23 protein-coding genes and 1 tRNA gene are annotated in these 16,883 nt (G+C 43.4%); 12 read left to right on the top strand and 12 right to left on the bottom strand.

The window, feature by feature from the left end:
• Positions 1-3 precede the first annotated feature (3 nt).
• Positions 4-756 (bottom strand): sulfite exporter TauE/SafE family protein, encoded by a 753-nt coding sequence (locus GGE08_RS05150; RefSeq protein ID WP_179383842.1) that lies wholly within the window; start codon positions 754-756, stop codon positions 4-6.
• A gap of 180 nt (positions 757-936) precedes the next feature.
• Between GGE08_RS05150 and GGE08_RS05155 the strand changes: the two genes are divergently transcribed.
• Both GGE08_RS05155 and GGE08_RS05160 read left to right on the top strand, forming a co-directional pair.
• Positions 937-1,437 carry an outer membrane beta-barrel protein gene (locus tag GGE08_RS05155; RefSeq protein ID WP_179383843.1) on the top strand — a complete coding sequence of 167 codons (501 nt, stop codon included), beginning with the start codon at positions 937-939 and terminating at the stop codon, positions 1,435-1,437.
• A 124-nt stretch (positions 1,438-1,561) separates the two neighbouring features.
• Positions 1,562-1,646: transfer RNA gene (locus tag GGE08_RS05160), tRNA-Ser, on the top strand.
• A 93-nt stretch (positions 1,647-1,739) separates the two neighbouring features.
• Here GGE08_RS05160 and GGE08_RS05165 read toward each other — a convergent pair.
• Positions 1,740-1,964 carry a hypothetical protein gene (locus GGE08_RS05165; protein ID WP_127141758.1) on the bottom strand — a complete coding sequence of 75 codons (225 nt, stop codon included), beginning with the start codon at positions 1,962-1,964 and terminating at the stop codon, positions 1,740-1,742.
• 113 nt (positions 1,965-2,077) lie between these two features.
• Here GGE08_RS05165 and GGE08_RS05170 point away from each other — a divergent pair, with 113 nt between their 5' ends.
• From GGE08_RS05170 to GGE08_RS05190, 5 genes are all read left to right on the top strand, one after another.
• Positions 2,078-2,242 carry a Lacal_2735 family protein gene (locus GGE08_RS05170; RefSeq protein ID WP_127141757.1) on the top strand — a complete coding sequence of 55 codons (165 nt, stop codon included), beginning with the start codon at positions 2,078-2,080 and terminating at the stop codon, positions 2,240-2,242.
• Positions 2,243-2,481: 239 nt separating this feature from the next.
• Positions 2,482-3,153, top strand: coding sequence for a hypothetical protein (locus tag GGE08_RS05175; protein WP_179383844.1), 672 nt, complete (start codon positions 2,482-2,484; stop codon positions 3,151-3,153).
• A 70-nt stretch (positions 3,154-3,223) separates the two neighbouring features.
• Positions 3,224-3,700, top strand: a complete 477-nt coding sequence (locus tag GGE08_RS05180) for a hypothetical protein (protein WP_179383845.1) — start codon at positions 3,224-3,226, stop codon at positions 3,698-3,700.
• Positions 3,697-4,434 carry a DUF6624 domain-containing protein gene (locus tag GGE08_RS05185; RefSeq protein ID WP_179383846.1) on the top strand — a complete coding sequence of 246 codons (738 nt, stop codon included), beginning with the start codon at positions 3,697-3,699 and terminating at the stop codon, positions 4,432-4,434. Before GGE08_RS05180 ends, GGE08_RS05185 begins: the two co-directional genes overlap by 4 nt.
• Positions 4,424-4,771, top strand: a complete 348-nt coding sequence (locus GGE08_RS05190) for a winged helix-turn-helix domain-containing protein (protein WP_179383847.1) — start codon at positions 4,424-4,426, stop codon at positions 4,769-4,771. The genes GGE08_RS05185 and GGE08_RS05190 overlap by 11 nt, the downstream gene beginning before the upstream one ends.
• On the opposite strand, the gene GGE08_RS05195 is transcribed toward GGE08_RS05190, so the two are convergent.
• The 10 genes from GGE08_RS05195 to GGE08_RS05240 are packed head-to-tail and all read right to left on the bottom strand — an operon-like array spanning position 4,768 to position 13,182.
• Complete coding sequence (locus tag GGE08_RS05195; RefSeq protein ID WP_179383848.1) at positions 4,768-5,523, bottom strand: sulfite exporter TauE/SafE family protein; 756 nt, start codon at positions 5,521-5,523, stop codon at positions 4,768-4,770. The two genes, GGE08_RS05190 and GGE08_RS05195, sit on opposite strands and share 4 nt — an antisense overlap.
• Before the next feature lie 3 nt (positions 5,524-5,526).
• The gene (gene glp, locus GGE08_RS05200) at positions 5,527-6,693 is read right to left on the bottom strand and encodes a gephyrin-like molybdotransferase Glp (protein ID WP_179383849.1); all 1,167 of its coding nucleotides are present in this window, start codon (positions 6,691-6,693) and stop codon (positions 5,527-5,529) included.
• Positions 6,693-7,685, bottom strand: a complete 993-nt coding sequence (gene moaA, locus GGE08_RS05205) for a GTP 3',8-cyclase MoaA (protein WP_179383850.1) — start codon at positions 7,683-7,685, stop codon at positions 6,693-6,695. The genes glp and moaA overlap by 1 nt, the downstream gene beginning before the upstream one ends.
• On the bottom strand, positions 7,678-8,574 hold the full coding sequence (gene moaCB / locus GGE08_RS05210) for a bifunctional molybdenum cofactor biosynthesis protein MoaC/MoaB (protein WP_179383851.1): 897 nt from the start codon (positions 8,572-8,574) through the stop codon (positions 7,678-7,680). The genes moaA and moaCB overlap by 8 nt, the downstream gene beginning before the upstream one ends.
• Positions 8,575-9,018 (bottom strand): molybdenum cofactor biosynthesis protein MoaE, encoded by a 444-nt coding sequence (locus GGE08_RS05215; RefSeq protein WP_179383852.1) that lies wholly within the window; start codon positions 9,016-9,018, stop codon positions 8,575-8,577.
• Positions 9,011-10,024, bottom strand: coding sequence for a HesA/MoeB/ThiF family protein (locus GGE08_RS05220; protein ID WP_179383853.1), 1,014 nt, complete (start codon positions 10,022-10,024; stop codon positions 9,011-9,013). Before GGE08_RS05220 ends, GGE08_RS05215 begins: the two co-directional genes overlap by 8 nt.
• Positions 10,021-10,257, bottom strand: coding sequence for a MoaD/ThiS family protein (locus GGE08_RS05225; RefSeq protein ID WP_179383854.1), 237 nt, complete (start codon positions 10,255-10,257; stop codon positions 10,021-10,023). The genes GGE08_RS05220 and GGE08_RS05225 overlap by 4 nt, the downstream gene beginning before the upstream one ends.
• A complete protein-coding gene (locus GGE08_RS05230; protein WP_179383855.1) occupies positions 10,254-10,856 on the bottom strand; it encodes an NTP transferase domain-containing protein in 603 nt (200 codons plus the stop codon). Before GGE08_RS05230 ends, GGE08_RS05225 begins: the two co-directional genes overlap by 4 nt.
• Positions 10,853-12,007, bottom strand: a complete 1,155-nt coding sequence (locus GGE08_RS05235; protein WP_179383856.1) for an XdhC family protein — start codon at positions 12,005-12,007, stop codon at positions 10,853-10,855. Before GGE08_RS05235 ends, GGE08_RS05230 begins: the two co-directional genes overlap by 4 nt.
• On the bottom strand, positions 12,004-13,182 hold the full coding sequence (locus GGE08_RS05240; RefSeq protein WP_257023960.1) for a cysteine desulfurase family protein: 1,179 nt from the start codon (positions 13,180-13,182) through the stop codon (positions 12,004-12,006). The genes GGE08_RS05235 and GGE08_RS05240 overlap by 4 nt, the downstream gene beginning before the upstream one ends.
• Positions 13,183-13,308: 126 nt before the next feature.
• Between GGE08_RS05240 and GGE08_RS05245 the strand changes: the two genes are divergently transcribed.
• The 5 genes from GGE08_RS05245 (at position 13,309) to GGE08_RS05265 (ending at position 16,856) form a co-directional block, all read left to right on the top strand.
• The gene (locus GGE08_RS05245; RefSeq protein WP_179383857.1) at positions 13,309-13,638 is read left to right on the top strand and encodes a helix-turn-helix transcriptional regulator; all 330 of its coding nucleotides are present in this window, start codon (positions 13,309-13,311) and stop codon (positions 13,636-13,638) included.
• 48 nt (positions 13,639-13,686) lie between these two features.
• Complete coding sequence (locus GGE08_RS05250) at positions 13,687-14,151, top strand: DUF6428 family protein (protein ID WP_179383858.1); 465 nt, start codon at positions 13,687-13,689, stop codon at positions 14,149-14,151.
• A 15-nt stretch (positions 14,152-14,166) separates the two neighbouring features.
• Positions 14,167-14,784, top strand: a complete 618-nt coding sequence (locus tag GGE08_RS05255; protein WP_179383859.1) for a low molecular weight phosphatase family protein — start codon at positions 14,167-14,169, stop codon at positions 14,782-14,784.
• A complete protein-coding gene (gene arsB, locus GGE08_RS05260; RefSeq protein WP_179383860.1) occupies positions 14,784-15,836 on the top strand; it encodes an ACR3 family arsenite efflux transporter in 1,053 nt (350 codons plus the stop codon). The genes GGE08_RS05255 and arsB overlap by 1 nt, the downstream gene beginning before the upstream one ends.
• A gap of 72 nt (positions 15,837-15,908) precedes the next feature.
• Entirely contained in the window at positions 15,909-16,856 is a 948-nt protein-coding gene (locus GGE08_RS05265) for a TolB family protein (RefSeq protein WP_179383861.1), read from the top strand.
• Positions 16,857-16,883: the final 27 nt, after the last annotated feature.

The raw sequence follows: 16,883 nt of genomic DNA on the forward strand, positions 1-16,883 counted from the left end.
TTTTTAAAAAAACCATAGTTTGATGGCCATTGCCACTACGGCCACGACCAAAAATGTTTTGATGAACCCATCCCCCTTTTTTACGGAGAACCTACTGGCGAACCATGCGCCTGACCCGTTCCCAATGGCAAGGATAAAGCCTAATTTCCAGTCTATCTTATCGTTGAACGCGAAAACGGCCAAAGCTGCCAGCATATATACTAACACGACCGCAACTTTGGTAGCGTTGGACCGAACTAGGTTCATTCGATTAAAGTAATGCAAAAAAAGCATCATTAAAAATCCAAGTCCCGCATTGATAAACCCCCCATAAATCCCGAAAAAGAAAAAAACGATCAAAGCAACCCACAGGTATTTGCCCGTAAGTCGTTCTTGCATCTCCTCCAACCGCATCTTTGGCTTGAAAATAATAATCAGCACCACGGCAATCATAACGATGGCCAAAATCCGATTAAAGGTTTCCCCATCAATATCAACAGCAATATAGGCTCCGATTATAGATCCTAAAAAGGCCGCAATACCCAAGTACAGATTGAACGGAAAGGTGGAAACACCCTTGCTGCGAAAACCGGCCGTTCCCAGAGCGGTCTGGACCACAATGGCCACCCTGTTGGTTCCGTTGGCCACAGCCGGTGGCAAACCCAAAAAGATGAGCGTGGGCAATGAAAGTAAGGAACCGCCCCCCGCCACGGTGTTGATAAACCCCACTGCAAAACCTACAGCAATCAATAGCAAATAGTGGTACCATTCGAGCATAGCGGCAAAGGTATGACCATTGTTTTGATCGGCCTTAATCGTTTCAACATCTTTTAAAGGATCCGGACAGCTTTTGCTTTTCCAGATGTTGCTGAAATTATTGATTTATCAAAATACGGCCTTTAAAAATGCGATTATGTTAATTTTCACTACTTTAGAGTAACCTTAAAATTCAAAATCATGAAAAAAATCGTTTTAGTTGCGCTAACCACGTTGTTAGGATTCTCCTTTGCCCAGGCACAAGGTGATTTTAACGCAGGAATCCATGCAGGCTTGCCTGTCGGGGATGCCGGGGACTTTTCAAGCTTTGCCATCGCGGTGGAATTGGGCTATTTATTTGATGTTTCCGACGAATTCAAAGTGGGCCCAACCTTGGGCTATTCCCATTCCTTTGGGAAAGAAATCGATACGGGAATCGGTACCGTTGATGTTGATGATGTGCAGTTCCTACCTATTGCAGTCGCCGGGCGATTTCAAATTTCTGATCAATTTTCACTGGGAGCCGACCTTGGTTATGCCCTTGGCATCAGTGACGGTAATGATGGAGGCTTTTATTATTCCCCAAGAATGGCCTATTCTGTATCAACAGCCCTGGATTTAGTATTGGCGTACAGGGGCGTTTCTTTGGATGGTGGTAGTTGGGATATTCTTTCATTGGGATTGGAGTTTGGCCTAGACTAAAGCTAAGAGCAATATTTTTTTAAATCCGGTATATGAGAATATATCGGATTTTTCTTTTCGGACAACAATAAACAAAAAAGGTCTTTTGGGATAAGAAAAAGCTTTATATATTTGCACCCGCTTAGGAGGAATGGCAGAGTGGTCGAATGCGGCAGTCTTGAAAACTGTTGAGGGTCACACCTCCGGGGGTTCGAATCCCTCTTCCTCCGCAACCAAGCGCAAAGCTTGAAAGTAAAAAACCGCAGATTCAACGCTGCGGTTTTTTTTATTTTAAGTGTTTATGCACCTTTAGATCCTTTGAGTCAGTCATTTTCGGGCATGGGCCGGTCTTCGTAGAAGTCCTTAAACGTTTTTTCGGTAGTGTAATCGTCCCTCAACACCTTGTAGACAGTTATAATCAGCGCTACCTGCCCCAAAACAGTAAGGTAAAACACCCAGTTAAAAGCCAAATCCATGGCCGCAAAGAGGGTCACAGTTACCAAAACAAGGGTGGTCAAACCCAGCCAATCCATCGCAGAAATCTTCATCCTTTAGGTTTTTATTGTTTTGTTTAATTTTAACCTAATATAGTTAAACATTTTGTATCTTTCGCAAAATTGCTGTTAAAAAAAATACTTTAATCCTTAAATCTAGATTCCCCATGTTCGGATTGTTCAAAAAGAAAACGGAAAAAGAAAAACTACAGGAAAAATATGCCAAGTTGCTAAAGGAAGCGCATGCCCTATCCACTACCAATCGCAAGCTTAGCGATGAAAAAGTCTTTGAGGCAGAAGAAATCATGAAAAAAATAGAACAGTTGGATTAAGGTCCACTCTCCCCCATTCCCTCCCCAGTAGGTACTTATCGGATACACGGACACAATAGCGTCCAAATTCTGATGAACCACTACCTATACATAACTTATACCCCTTAAGGTTAAATCCTTCATCGAGCCAAAGGTTGAAAATGCCTTGCCCATCAGTTAAAAATGACACCTCCTATTAGTTTTATAACTATTTTGGGATTTAAGGATTTTTGTTTCCAAATAAAATAGATAGCTAAAAAATGAAAAAAGAACTCTATTTTCTGACTCTGATTTTTATCCTGGCCAGCTGTAGTACAGAAAAAAAACTAATTACTGAATTCGAAACAATTCTTGGAGCAGAAAATGCAGCAGATTTAGCTCTATTCATACAAACCTTTGAAAGGGATGTCTTGGCTTCAAATTATACCTCTGGAAATCTCTCTCAAAAATATCAAGAATTTACAAACAACTGTTTTATAGAAGGAGCTTATAATGCTCTACCAATTCAAGGTGAATCTTTAAATAGATTTCGGGATACCCAAATGTGGAATGAAATATTTGCCCAAATAGATTCAACTTGGATTGGCGAATACGATGGGTTAAATGCGAGAGTCATTTACAATTCTGAAATTGGAATTCAAGAAATTGGGACAATTGGAACATCAACTAGAGATATTTCAAGTCTGGATTCTTTGCGAACCGCAGCGCTACAATGGCAAATTTGGAATCACCGAGGCAAGTATATGAAAGCCTTTGAAAAAATTAAAGACAAAAATGCTTTTATAAAAGAATACTACGAAGTGAAAACCACTTTGGGAGAGTTAAGTAGTCATCTTTTTTGTGATATGATATTAAGACACAAACCCGATTTTAATAACTACTTTATAAAACGGATAATTGCAATTGAGCTAGCAAGAATATACGTAAATTAATACTTCCTAAAATCCATTGCTCCCCTCCAACCCTGAACTAAATTCCCTACTTTTAAGCAAACAACCCAACATGAAATACTTTAAACCCCTTCTTTGCCTGCTGCTACTATCGAATGTCCTTGTCGGGCAAAGCCCAAAGGAAGAAAAGATGGAACAGCTCCAATTTTTGGTCGGGGAATGGGTGGGCACATCAAAAATCTACGAAAACGGAGTGTTGACCAAGGAAGGAGCAGCCTACGAGCATATCTCTTACGACCTAGAAAAAAACATATTGGTCATTGAACTAAATACGGAGTTTCTACAACTCCATACCGTTATCGTTTATGACGAAAAAGACCAGAAATACTACTACCACCGATTTTCCAAAGATGGAGCGGCCATATATCCCGCAGAATTTAAGGAGGGTCAGCTCATTGTATGGCGGGACCAAAACACCCGGTTTTTCTTCGGTAGTACTCCAGAGGGTGGTTTTCGAGAATATGGCGAACAATTGGTCAACGGAAAATGGATAAAAACATTCGAAGACAACTTTATAAATACCCAATGAAAATCCAAATCCAAAAACCCAAAGGTGCAGCTGCAAGACCGGCAATGAAAATCAAGTATATGAAACCACTCTTTTTATGGTCCTTTATCGGACTCTTGGCATTGAGCTGCAAGGATGAAAAGACCATTTCCGAAGAAGAAAAGCCTCAAGTTGTGGCCACTTTGAAAGAAATCATGGAACTCGACCAGAAATACGCGGGGATTCCGTCCAATGAGCTTCGGGAAAAATACGGCAATCAGAAAGCTTGGGAGATTTTTAAAAAGCAGCGGGATAGCGTAGGCCTAGTCAATCAGAAAAAAATCAGGGATTTATACCAAAAGTACGGATACTTGGGCGAGCAAAAGGTAGGAAAGGAAGCCGCTACCGATTTTTGGGTGGTGGTCCAACATGCGGACAATGACATCCCCTTCCAACAGGAAATGTTGAAGGCCATGGAAACGGAAATCGAAAAGGGAAGTCAAGACAAATACCACTATGCGATGTTGGAAGACAGAATCAATGTCAATCTCAACAAACCGCAACGTTTTGGAAGCCAGGTTACTTACAATGAGATGGGGCAGGCCATTCCAAAAAATGGACTGGTGGATACCACGGCGGTCGACAGTTTGCGCAAAGCGCACTCCATGCCCGAATTTATCGAATACTATAATCAAATGACCCAAATGCACTATGAAATGAACAAACAACTATTTCTGGACAAGGGCATTATGGAACCACAACTGTATGGAAACTAAAAAAGAACTACGTAATCGTTGCTGGATAGATATTGACGGAAAAAAGTTTTTTGGTCCGGGACGGGCGCAATTATTGGTGATGATCGATAAAAACGGTTCACTGTCCAAAGCGGCCAAGGAAATGGGCATGTCCTACCGCAAAGCATGGTCCATGGTCGAGGATATGAACCAAAGAGGCCAACAACCCTACGTGGAACTGCACAAGGGTGGTACCCAAGGGGGCGGGGCCGAATTGACGCCACGGGGAAAAACAGTGCTGGCTGCCTTTCAACATATGAACGCCAAGATTCAGGTAACTTTGGAGCAACACACCCAAGACATGTTGGGATTAATTTAGATCTTGATACCGAATCCGTGAAGCAGTATCAAACGAAAACCCACATACTGCACTAAAATGGCCGTGAGCACACCCAAAAACTTTAGATTGAACCTTTTATTGGATAGATAAGAGCCGATTCCACCGCCAAGCACCACTGCCACCACCAATTGGAGCATCAGCTCGTTGTTCAGTCGGAAGGTTCCCGCCATATTCAGACCAATCAGGCCAGCAATGGAATTCACCAAAATAAAAACGGAAGCCAAAGAAGCCACTATTCTTGGGTTTTCCCACTTGAGCAGGTTGAGCACCGGTGATAAAAAGATGCCGCCACCTATTCCGGATATTCCAGAAAGTAAGCCAATGCCTCCACCGAGCGTCAATTTTTTTGGATTTGAAAATTTTTTCGAGTCCAGTTTTTTCTTCGCAAAGCGAAGCATCATAAAAAATCCTGCCATCACCAAGGCGCCGCCCAAAATCAAAAAGAAGGTGGTTTGGGACAAGCGGATTTGGGCGCCCAGATAAGCAAAAGGTATGCTCATTACCAAAAAGGGCCAGAACAATTTCATGTCGAATACCCGGTTCCGAATAAAAACTAGCGTCCCAATAGTGACCACACAAATATTCAACAAGAGCGCAGTGGAACGTATTTCGTAAAAATCGGTAAGGAAAAGGCTTAAAATCGCCAGATAACTGGACCCACCCCCAAATCCAACCGAACTATAAAACAGCGCAATCAGAAAAAAGACCAAGGGCAAGTATTCGACTGTCATCAATTAAGAAATTAGCTTACATTGAATCAAATCCCCCTTTTTCATTGCCTCGCCATCGTCTACAAAAGCGAGTGCATTGCCTTGGGCCATGGATTGGATCATGGAAGAACCTTGTCCGTCCAAAATCTCCACAGTTCCGTCAAGAACAGCGGCCTTTAAAAAAGTGGGGCGTCCAAAACGGTTTTCAAAATCATGTTGTATCGGGAACCGATAGGTCGGTAAACCGGTTTTGGAATACCCTGATAATTTTTGAAGCAGCGGAAGCACGTACACATAAAAACAGGTCAATGATGACGCTGGGTTTCCTGGCAAGGCAAACACAAACTGATTTCCCTTTCGGCCAAAATAGAGCGGTTTTCCCGGTTTTTGAAACACCTTGTAAAACAACTCCTTAACTCCGTTTTCCTCGAGGGATTGTTTTACAAAATCGTAATCACCCACAGATATTCCTCCAGAAATAATGAGCACATCGCAAGACTCCAATGCGGTTTTGATTCCCGCTTTTGTGGCCTCGAAATCGTCTTTAATTTGTGTTTTTTGATGGTGCTGGAATCCGAATTGTTGCAAGGCTCCGGCAATTGCGTAACTGTTGGATTCATAAATCTGTCCCTCAGTTTTGGATTCTCCCGGTTTTACCAATTCATTTCCCGTGGTGATGATGTTGACCCTTGGTTTAGAAAAAACTGTGAACTGCGACAACCCCAAACTTCCCATCAAAGCCAAAGAAGGTGGATTCAAAACGTGCCCTTTTTCAAATACGGTTTGCCCTTCCGCCAACTGACCGCCCTTTTTTCGGATGTTCTGACCCATTTTGGGCATTTCATCAAGAAACAGCCTGCTGTCTGTTACGGAGGTTTTCTCCTGCATCATCACAGCTGTTGTATTTTCAGGTACCTTGGCGCCAGTAAAAATGCGAACGGCTTTGCCATCGTTTAAAGAGATAGACTTGGAGTCACCAGCTGCCACCTCCCCTACCATATGGTATTCTTGATAAAGTCCGCAAAGCGCATAGCCGTCCATGGCCGAATTATCAAATTCAGGCACATCAAAAGGGGCGGTCGTTTTCGTCGACAAAGCATAACCAAGTGCCTCCTCCAAAGGTTTGGATTCCCTTTTTAGTTCAATCTTTTGGTCTTCGATGATCCTAAGTGCTTCTTCAATCGTAACCATTAGCCTCCTATTGAAATCATGGAACGGTTCTGCTCATAATGGTCGGCATCCATTTTTACGTCCATGCCGTCCCTTGAGTGTTTTTTGGATTTGATGGACTCCAAAATGATATTCTCTATGGGTTCTCCATTTCGAAACGCAGTCAACAAATCGGTTTCGGAGGTGGCAAAGAGGCAATTTTTCATTTTTCCATCAGCTGTCAATCGAATACGGTTGCACTTATCACAAAACGGATTGGTAATTGTGCTCACAATGCCAAAACTGCCCTTGTGGCCTTTTACCCTAAAGTTGGTAGAGGTACTATGTTTTGGATTTTGCAAGGTTTCTATTTCACCGAACTTGTCGCCAACGGTCTTTAAGATGTCCTCTTTGGACACACCTTTGCTCCAATCCCATTTATTCCCCTTAAAAGGCATAAACTCAATGAACTTGGGCGTAATCTTTTTATCCTTGGTCAAAGCGATAAAATCATTGATTTCATTATCGTTTACCCCTTTGATCAACACCACATTGATTTTAAGGTCCATATCCATGTCCAACGCCATGTTCAGGTTCCGCATTATGCGCTCATAATAATCCCGTTTGGTGATGAAAACGGATTTAGCTTTGTCTAGGGTATCCAAACTAAAGTTGATCTTGCGCAATCCCACTTTCTGAAAAAGCTCCAGATATTTGTCGAGCACAATGCCGTTGGTGGTCAATTTAAGGGTAACACCCAACTTGGCCAACTCTTCGACCAAGTAGCCAAAATTCTTGCGAACCAAAGGTTCACCGCCCGTCAATCGAACCGTATCCACTCCCAAATCCCTAAAAGTTCGGGTAATGGCGATGATTTCTTCCAAGGTCATGATGCTGGGCTTTTCCATCAACTCAATGCCTTCTTCGGGCATGCAGTAAAAGCACCTCAGGTTGCATCGGTCCGTCAATGAAATGCGCAGATAGGTATGTGGCCTACCGAAATTGTCGATTATTTGTGGTTTCTTGTCAATCATGTCTTTTTCCTTCTATCACTTTAAATGCGTGCAGTACGTGGGGGAAAATCGCATCCATGGATTCTGCCGCCCCTTTGGTGGAGCCCGGCAGTGCCAATATCAATTTTCCGTCCTTGATGCCCGCGATGGAACGCGAGAACATCGCATACGGCATCCGATTTTGCCCGTAGCTACGCATTTGTTCTTCTACTCCTTTTAGTTTGATGTCCAACAAGGGCTCCAAGGTCTGTGGGGTGACATCTCGCGGTCCCACGCCCGTGCCTCCCGTAAAAATCAAAAGGTCGGCTTTGGTGTTTTCCAATTTTTGGATGATTTCCTCAGCTTCATCGGGAATGATGCTTTTTTGGGATGCAACCCCAAAAGCCTGTAATCGCTCCACGATGGCCTCTCCGGCCCTGTCCTCTCCCTTTCCTTTGGAAATGGTATCCGAACACACCACCACTTCGGCAGTCAATCCCTCCAAATTGATTTTGTATGAAGATTTCCCTCCTTTTTTCGATTTGAGACGAATGGTGCTGATTTCAACATTCTTATCAATCGGTTTGAGCATATCGTACATCGTAAGGGCCACTACACTGGCCCCGTGCATTGCCTCTACCTCCACCCCGGTTTTATAAATGGTTTTCACCGTCATGGAAATGGTAATGTCCAATCCATCGATTTCATAATCGATTCCGGTGTATTCAATGGGCAACGGATGGCAATCGGGCAACAAATCCGGTGTTTTTTTGACCCCCAACAAGCCGGCTGCCTTGGCCATTTCAAATACATTCCCTTTGGGAACGGCGTTGTTTTGTATGGCATCAATCGTAGCCTGACTGCTCGTTTTTACGATAGCTTCTGCGGTGGCTTCCCGCAAAGTAGTTTGTTTATGTGTAATGTCTACCATTTACTTGTTTACTTTCCATTGATGGGTTTCGTCCTCAAAAATCTCTTTACCAAATACCGGTACTTTCGCCTTGATTTCCTCCACAAAAAAGTTGGTCGCCTCTATCGCAATCTTTCGGTGTGCCGATGATGTGAACACGAACAAGCACAGCTCTCCCACATTGACTTTACCCAAACTATGATAAATATGGGCGCAGGTGATGTCGAACTTGGCAAAAGCGGCTTCGCGTATGTCGTGAAAGACGTTCTCTGCCATTTCTTCATAAGCCGTGTAGTCAATCGCGGTTACGGTTTTGCCGTCCACTACGTCGGCCCTCACCTGTCCCAGAAAAATACTGTGGGCACCAATATTGGTCTTGCTTTGGTGGTTGGCCACCGAAGTCGCTATTTTTTCGGGAGGAATCGCTCCTTGTACAAATACTTTTTTTGGTTTCTTTTTATCCATCAATAATTGTTTCTATACCGCCTTCCACGTTTTTCAAATTGTGGAAGCCAAATTCATTTTTCAGGACTTCTATGGCGTTTTTGCTTCGCTTTCCTGATTGGCAAAACACAAAAACATCCTGATTATTGGGTATTTCTTTGTACCGTGATGCAAGATCGCCAAAGGGAATGTTCAGCACCTTTTTGCCTTTCGGTTTGGGCTGTTCGAACACTTCACGCACATCAAGATACCACTGATCTTTATGTTTTAAATCGCAATCGATATAAACGGGGGCGACCCCGTTTTTGCGAATTTTTTCCACTTCTTCGGGCCGTTTGTTGATGTTAATGGTCTGCTGGCTGGCCTGCATCATATTGATCAACTTTAACTTGCCTGACAGGACCTCACCCACCCCAAGGATAATTTTAAGGACTTCCGCCGCCTGAAGCGTTCCCAAGATGCCCGGTAATACTCCCAATACACCAGTGGCCTCACAACTGATGTTCTGTCGGGTGCTTTTTGGGAACACACAACGATAGGTAGGCCCATTCTTGTAATTGAAGACCGACAATTGCCCTTCATTTTTATAAATGGAGGCAAAAACCCAAGGCTTATCCGTCAAAATACAGGCATCGTTGATGAGGTATTTGGTCTCAAAATTATCGGTGCCATCTAAGACCACATCATATTGTTGAATGATTGTTTCGGCATTTTCAATGGTCAACGGCTCTTCGCACACTTCAAACCGCACCTCACTATTCTGTTTTGCCAAGCGTTGTTTGGCTACCGCTGCTTTCGATTGCCCTACATCTGATTCCTGAAACAAAACTTGCCTATGCAAATTGGACATATCGACTTTATCATGGTCCATCAACCCAATGGTACCGACTCCTGCCCCAGCCAAATACATCGCTGCAGGACAGCCCAATCCCCCAACACCAACTAGTAATATTTTGGCATTGCGAAGCTTTTCCTGACCATCAGGCCCAACTTCCGTGAGTTGTATTTGTCTGTCGTATCTGCTCATCCTCCAGCGAAGGGTGGCAACAAGGCCACTTCGTCCCCTTCTTTTAAGGTTATACTATCGTCCAAATTTTGATTTACGGCAATCTGTACGGAATCTTTATCCGCTATGGCCAAACCGTTTAAGCACTGTGCTTTCAGCTCCGAAGCGGTCAACGTTCCGTCAAACTCCTTCACCTCTTCCGACTTTGCAGCAGCTTCGGCGACCAAACCAAAATATTTTACGGTCACTTTCATACATCCATTTGTTTTAATTGCCGAACATCTTCTTCGGTATCCACATCAAATCCTCCTTTGCTGAAAACTTCAGTACCATAGTCAAAATCTTTTAGGTGAATCAACTTTTTGGCTCCTTCGTCTCCTTCCAATTGCATCAACAACGGAAATGCTTCCTTACTAAAAATGGCGGGCACCCCAATATTATCCCCATATTTGGAATAGGTGGCTTTCGGGTTTTTGGTGAGTTGGGCATGCACCAGTTTGATTAAGTTGGTGCGTTCCAAAAAGGGCTGGTCGGATACGAGAAAAAGGGCGTGGTCCAATGCTTCCGCTGCCGAGGCAGCTTTCAAGCCCAATTTGATGCTGGATGCCATTCCTTGCTGCCAATCGGGATTAACAACGACTTGATATCCGTTTACATCTATTTTTCCCAAAATCTCTTCGTGACGAGAACCCAACACCAAAACCTTGCGCTGAAAACCAAGCATATTTACTTGTTTCAAGGTATGTTCAAGCAGCGTTTCACCTTTAAATTGTACCAACTGCTTGGGTCGGCCCAATCGTGTGGAGCCGCCAGCGGCCAAAACAATAACTGCTATGTTAGCATCTGCACTCAAAGGGTTATTTTTTGAAATTGATTTGTTTTGCCCTCATGAATTGGCTCGGTTTTCTGCTTTAGGGGTCGCGCTCCTTTATGGGTCAGTACACTTTGAATCTCCGCCAAAATGGACAATCCAATTTCAGCAGGGGTCTCCGCTCCTATTTCCAATCCCACGGGTGCGTGTATTTTAGCCAAATCCGATTTTGACACTTCCACACCTTCGTCTGCCAACTCGTTGAGCATGCGTTCGTATTTTTTCAATGGTCCCAAAATCCCGATATAGGGTATTACTGGGTTTCCCAGCAACAATTTGAGCACCGATAGGTCGTAATTATAGTTGTGGCTCATGAGGACAAAAAAAGTGCGTTCGTCAATGTTGATGTTTTGTAGTGTTTCCTCGGGTTTGGCCACAATCACTTGGCACGTGCCCACAAAGCGTTCTTTGTTGGCATGGGTTGGACGTCCGTCCGTAACAATTACCTCCCACCCCAATATATCGGCTTGTTGCGCCAAAATCTGGGCATCGTTCCCCGCTCCCACTAAAATCAATTTTACCGGGGGCTGATGTAACTGAATAAACACGAAGTTTGTTCTTTCCGCCGTTTCAATCTTTCCAAAACAGGAGTTGCCCTCCTCAATGACTTCCATGCTTTTGGTGAGAAGGACCTTATGCAGGTTTCCTTGGATTTGTTTTCCCAAAACCGCTTGGCTTTCGTTGGCAACCAAACTAGTTCCCAATTGGTTTTGGCTTTTGTCCAAATCAAAAACTATCGAAATCGCCACGGGAACCTCCTGTTCAATAGCGGTCTGCAACAATGCACAGGGATTATGCCTATCGGTATAATCAATGGGCTCAAACAATACCTGAATGATACCGTTGCACCCCAACTGGGCACCAATGATGGCATCATCCTCATCACTGGTATCATAAGTGACCAGTTTGTTTTCTTGTCTGTCCAAAGCATAAAGGGCCTTTCGGAGCGCATCGCCTTCCAAACAGCCTCCGCTGATGGCTCCCGTTATGTTACCATATTCATCCACCAACATACGGGCTCCCGCCCTGCGATACGATGAACCTTCAACATGGACTACGGTGGCCAAAATGCAACGGGTTTCTTGCAGTCTGAGTTCTTGATACTTCGCTATGATGACGTCCAACTCCCTCATACGTTGACAGTTTTAAGTTGGTTGACCGCTTTTTTGATGTCCCGCACAGTCGTTTCAATGTCTTCCAAAGAAGTATTTCGTCCTGTGCTGATCCTTAGACTTGCCAAAGCAGTGGCATCGTCAAGTCCCATCGCTTTTAGTACATGGGACGGATTCACTTGGTTGGAGGTACAGGCAGAACCTCTAGATACGGCCAAGCGGTTCAAATATCGTAGCAACTTGGTACCGTCCACTCCCTTAAACGATACGTTCGTTGTATTGGGTAAACGGTCTTCATGCTGGCTGTTGATGATAGCTCCTTCGATGGCTGAAAGTTCCTCTTCAAGTCGATATTGAAGATGTTTATAGTGTTGATGATTCGCTTCCAGACTGTATTGGGCAATACTACAGGCTTCTCCAAAACCCACAATGCCAGGGACATTCAATGTACCTGGGCGAACGCCCTTTTCATGATTTCCACCGAAAAGATGCTTACCAATACAGGTGTTATTGCTCTTGTTGAGATAAAGTGCGCCAACTCCTTTAGGTCCATAAAGTTTGTGTGATGAAAAAACAGCCATATCGATTCTTAAATCTTGTAAGTCAACAGATAATTTCCCAACTGCCTGTGTAATATCAGACATTATGGACACTCCTTTGGAGTGAACAAACTCCACTATATTTTTTATCGGGTGAATGAGCCCGGTTTCGTTGTTGGCGAGCATTAGGCTTACCAAAATCGTTGATGGCGTTATGCTGTCCTCCAAAATATCGAGGTCAATATTACCTTGACTGTCCACATCCAAATAAGTAACCTCAAAACCATCATCCTCCAAAGCCTGTAAGGTATCCAAAACCGCTTTGTGTTCCGTTGTACAGGAAATGATATGGTTGCCCTTGCTTCGATTCCTTTTACAAAATCCGAACAAGGCCAAATTGGCGGCTTCGGTAGCACCCGAGGTAAACGTGAGTTCCGCTGGCCGGCAGTTAAGAAGCCCCGAGATTTGTCCACGGGCGGTTTCGATGGCATCATCGGCATGCCACCCAAAGGAATGATCACTACTGGCGTTTCCAAAGTGCTGCGTAAAATACGGCAGCATGGCCTCTACCACACTAGGGTCGGCAGGCGTCGTTGCATTATGATCCAGGTATATTTTCTCGTTCGATGTCAAAACATTAGCGTTATGTACATGCATGCATAACGCAATTTAAGAAGAATAACATCGATTACCTTATATTTTTCAAACCATATGAAAGAAAAACAACAAATTCTTTGCGATCCATAACATTAATCGTAATATTGCAATGAATAAATCATTTAGATGGGACTCACCAAAACTGAAATATTTACCGACAAACAAAACCAAATTGCACAATACGCCAAGGTTTTGGGGCATCCGGCCCGGGTTGCCATTTTGCAATATTTGTACAAGTTGAATGCTTGTGTTTGTGGTGATTTGGTGGATGAAATTGGTTTGGCGCAACCCACCATTTCCCAACATCTGAAGGAATTAAAGCAATTGGGACTCATTAAAGGCAATGTGGAAGGAACTAGTGTTTGTTATTGTATCGATACCGACAATTGGAAGAAAATGAAGCTAGTGATGTCCGAGTTTCTGAACCAAGACGTCAATCCAAAGGATTGTTGCTAAAAAAATTTGAATACATTAATCGTAATATTACAATAAATAGATATTGATATGAAGCTAGAGGATGTAAAATCAGCATTGGCTCAATTGGACACGATTGCCTTTCAATTGCCCAACGGGGAGTTGGTCCCCAACCATTTCCATGTGACAGAAGTAGGTAAAATCACCAAGCACTTTATTGATTGCGGGGGGACTGTTCGCCACGAGGAGGTCGTTAATTTTCAACTTTGGAACGCAAATGATTACGACCACAGGTTACATCCGGAGAAATTGGTCAACATTATAGCGTTGTCCCAAAAAACGCTGGACATCGGCAATTTGGAGGTGGAAGTGGAATACCAAGGGCAGACCATTGAGAAATACAGCTTGGATTTTGACGGAACGCATTTTTTGCTGACTACCAAGCAGACGGATTGCCTGGCCAAAGACCAATGTGGTATACCAACCGAAAAACCTAGGGTGAAACTTTCCGAACTTCAACAAACAGGCTGCGCTCCTGGAAGTGGTTGCTGCTAACTATAATCCTTCAACATGGCACTTAACAACACATTGCATAATTTTGTTTCCCAATTGGACACTGATGCTATTCCACACGAAAGAAAACAACTACTGGACCTTCTCTCGGGATACGTTCAGGAAAAGGTGGACAAAAAAAAGCCCATCCGGCTTAATTTTATCTGTACCCATAACTCCAGAAGGAGCCATTTGTCCCAAGTTTGGGCACAAACCATGGCACATCATTTTGGGGTAAGGAATTTAAGCTGCTATTCTGGGGGAACCGAGGCCACTGCCCTATTTCCTGTGGTAGCTACTACTCTGGCGAATACAGGTTTTGCGGTGCAAATGCTTTCCGTAGGAAAGAACCCTGTTTACACCATTAAGTTTGCAGAGAACGAACACCCCGTTATCTGCTTTTCCAAAACCATGGATGACGCTTTTAATCCAACATCCGACTTTGCAGCCATTATGACCTGTTCGCAGGCGGATGAAGGCTGTCCTTTTGTACCAGGTGCCGAAAAACGGATTCCAATCACTTATGATGACCCGAAAGTGTTTGACAACAGCCCGCAACAGGCTGAAAAATATAGTGAGCGTAGCAAACAGATTGCTTCCGAATTGTTTTACGTCTTTTCCCAAATTCAGAACTAATGTCAGCGAAGAAATTAAGCTTTTTAGATAAAAACCTGACCCTTTGGATTTTTGTGGCAATGATATTGGGTGTTGGAATCGGTTACTTTTTTCCAACCTTTCCCGATTTCGTCAATTCATTCAGCAGCGGAACCACCAATATTCCCATTGCCATTGGTTTAATATTGATGATGTACCCACCGTTGGCTAAGGTAAAGTATTCCCTATTGCCCAAAGTCTTTAAGAACACTAAAATCCTTTCCATCTCACTCTTTTTGAATTGGATTGTGGGTCCCATTTTAATGTTTGCCCTGGCAGTCATCTTTTTACGTGACTATCCTGAGTATATGGTTGGGCTTATTTTAATCGGTTTGGCTCGGTGCATTGCGATGGTTTTGGTGTGGAACGATCTGGCCGAAGGCAGCAGCGAATACGGTGCAGGGTTGGTGGCGCTGAACAGTGTTTTTCAGGTTTTTGCCTATAGTTTTTATGCTTGGATTTTCATTACCGTACTTCCTCCTTATTTTGGTTTTGAAGGCGCCATAGTTGATATTTCCATTGGCACCATTGCCGAAAGCGTAGCCATTTATTTGGGTATTCCTTTTTTAATGGGCATTTTGAGCCGTCAAATCTTGGTGAAATTAAAAGGCGAAGCATGGTATGCCGAGAAATTTATTCCTGCTATCTCTCCCATCACCTTGATAGCGTTACTCTTCACCATTGTTGTGATGTTTTCATTGAAAGGTGAATTGATCGTACAAATCCCGATGGATGTTTTGATTATTGCCGTTCCCTTGTTGATTTATTTTGCCTTGATGTTCATTATTGGCTTTTTCACGACAAAAGCCATGGGTGCCGAATACGATAAAACAGCTTCGGTGGCATTTACAGCTGCTGGTAATAATTTTGAATTGGCCATTGCTGTTGCCATTTCTATATTCGGGCTAAACTCTGGACAGGCTTTTACAGGGGTCATCGGCCCATTGGTGGAAGTTCCCGCACTTATTTTGCTGGTAAAAGTATCTTTTTGGTTCCGAAAGAAGTATTTTAAAGTTTCGGAAGCAAAGGCTTAGGAAGAACATTTTATAAATTACCGGAGTTTAGTAACTTCAATCCCGCAAAAACTTAAACAAACTGAACACATCATGGGTAAAGGAGTTACTATTCTTGGACTTTTGATTTTGCTACTATCGTGCAACTCAAAAAATGACAACGCTGAACGTGAATTGGGCTTGGTCTACAATGTGTTGAGGGACATGGATATCGAGAATTACGAAGTATACGCGATGAATCTGGATGGTTCCAACAAAACGAACATCACAGATTTCCCCAATGTGGAATGGACCTATTATTCATATGAAGATGACCTCTATTTCATTTCGGACAGGGACGCCTGTAAGCGTTGCTATTATTTGTACAAAAGCAATTTTAAAGGGGAAAACGTCCAAAAAGTATCGGAATTGGAGCTCGCCGATAGCTGGATGAGCAGTAGAAACGATGGCACGGAACTCATCGTAAAGCCCAAACTCATCATGAAGAACACCTTCTACGTTTTGGACCTGAAGGGCAACATCATAGATCGGCTTGACACGGGACTGGCCTTCGCTGCGGACCCGCTATTTGTAAACGATGGCAAACAGGTGGTTTTTAGGGGCGGCAAAACGGTAAGCAAAAACATTGAAGGTTTTGATGAAGAGCTTTACATTATCGACACCGACGGAAGCAACCTAAAACAATTAACCCACTACCCTGAAAAGGATTCCACAGCGGGACAATACGGTTACAGGGCCGGGGCTCCAAAACTGCATCCTACGGAAAACTTTGTCACCTACCAAAGCATGCAGAACGGCAAATACAGTCTCTATGCCGTGAGCCTGGACGGCAGCAAAACCTGGAAATTGACAGAGAACACCCAAAATGAAGGTTGGCACGATTGGAGTCCGGATGGGAAATGGTTGGCCATTGAGCTATTTGATGATGAACAATCCCAATTCCATATTGGGCTGATGAATTGGGAAACCAAGGAGTTAAAGATTTTGACCGATGATACCTTCACCTATCAACAAGCACCCAATTTTATCTATAAAAATTAATTTTTTGTAAGAAAAATGCTTCTTTTT

It is taken from the genome of Allomuricauda sp. ARW1Y1 (genome assembly GCF_013407935.1).
In the GTDB taxonomy this organism is placed as follows: domain Bacteria; phylum Bacteroidota; class Bacteroidia; order Flavobacteriales; family Flavobacteriaceae; genus Flagellimonas.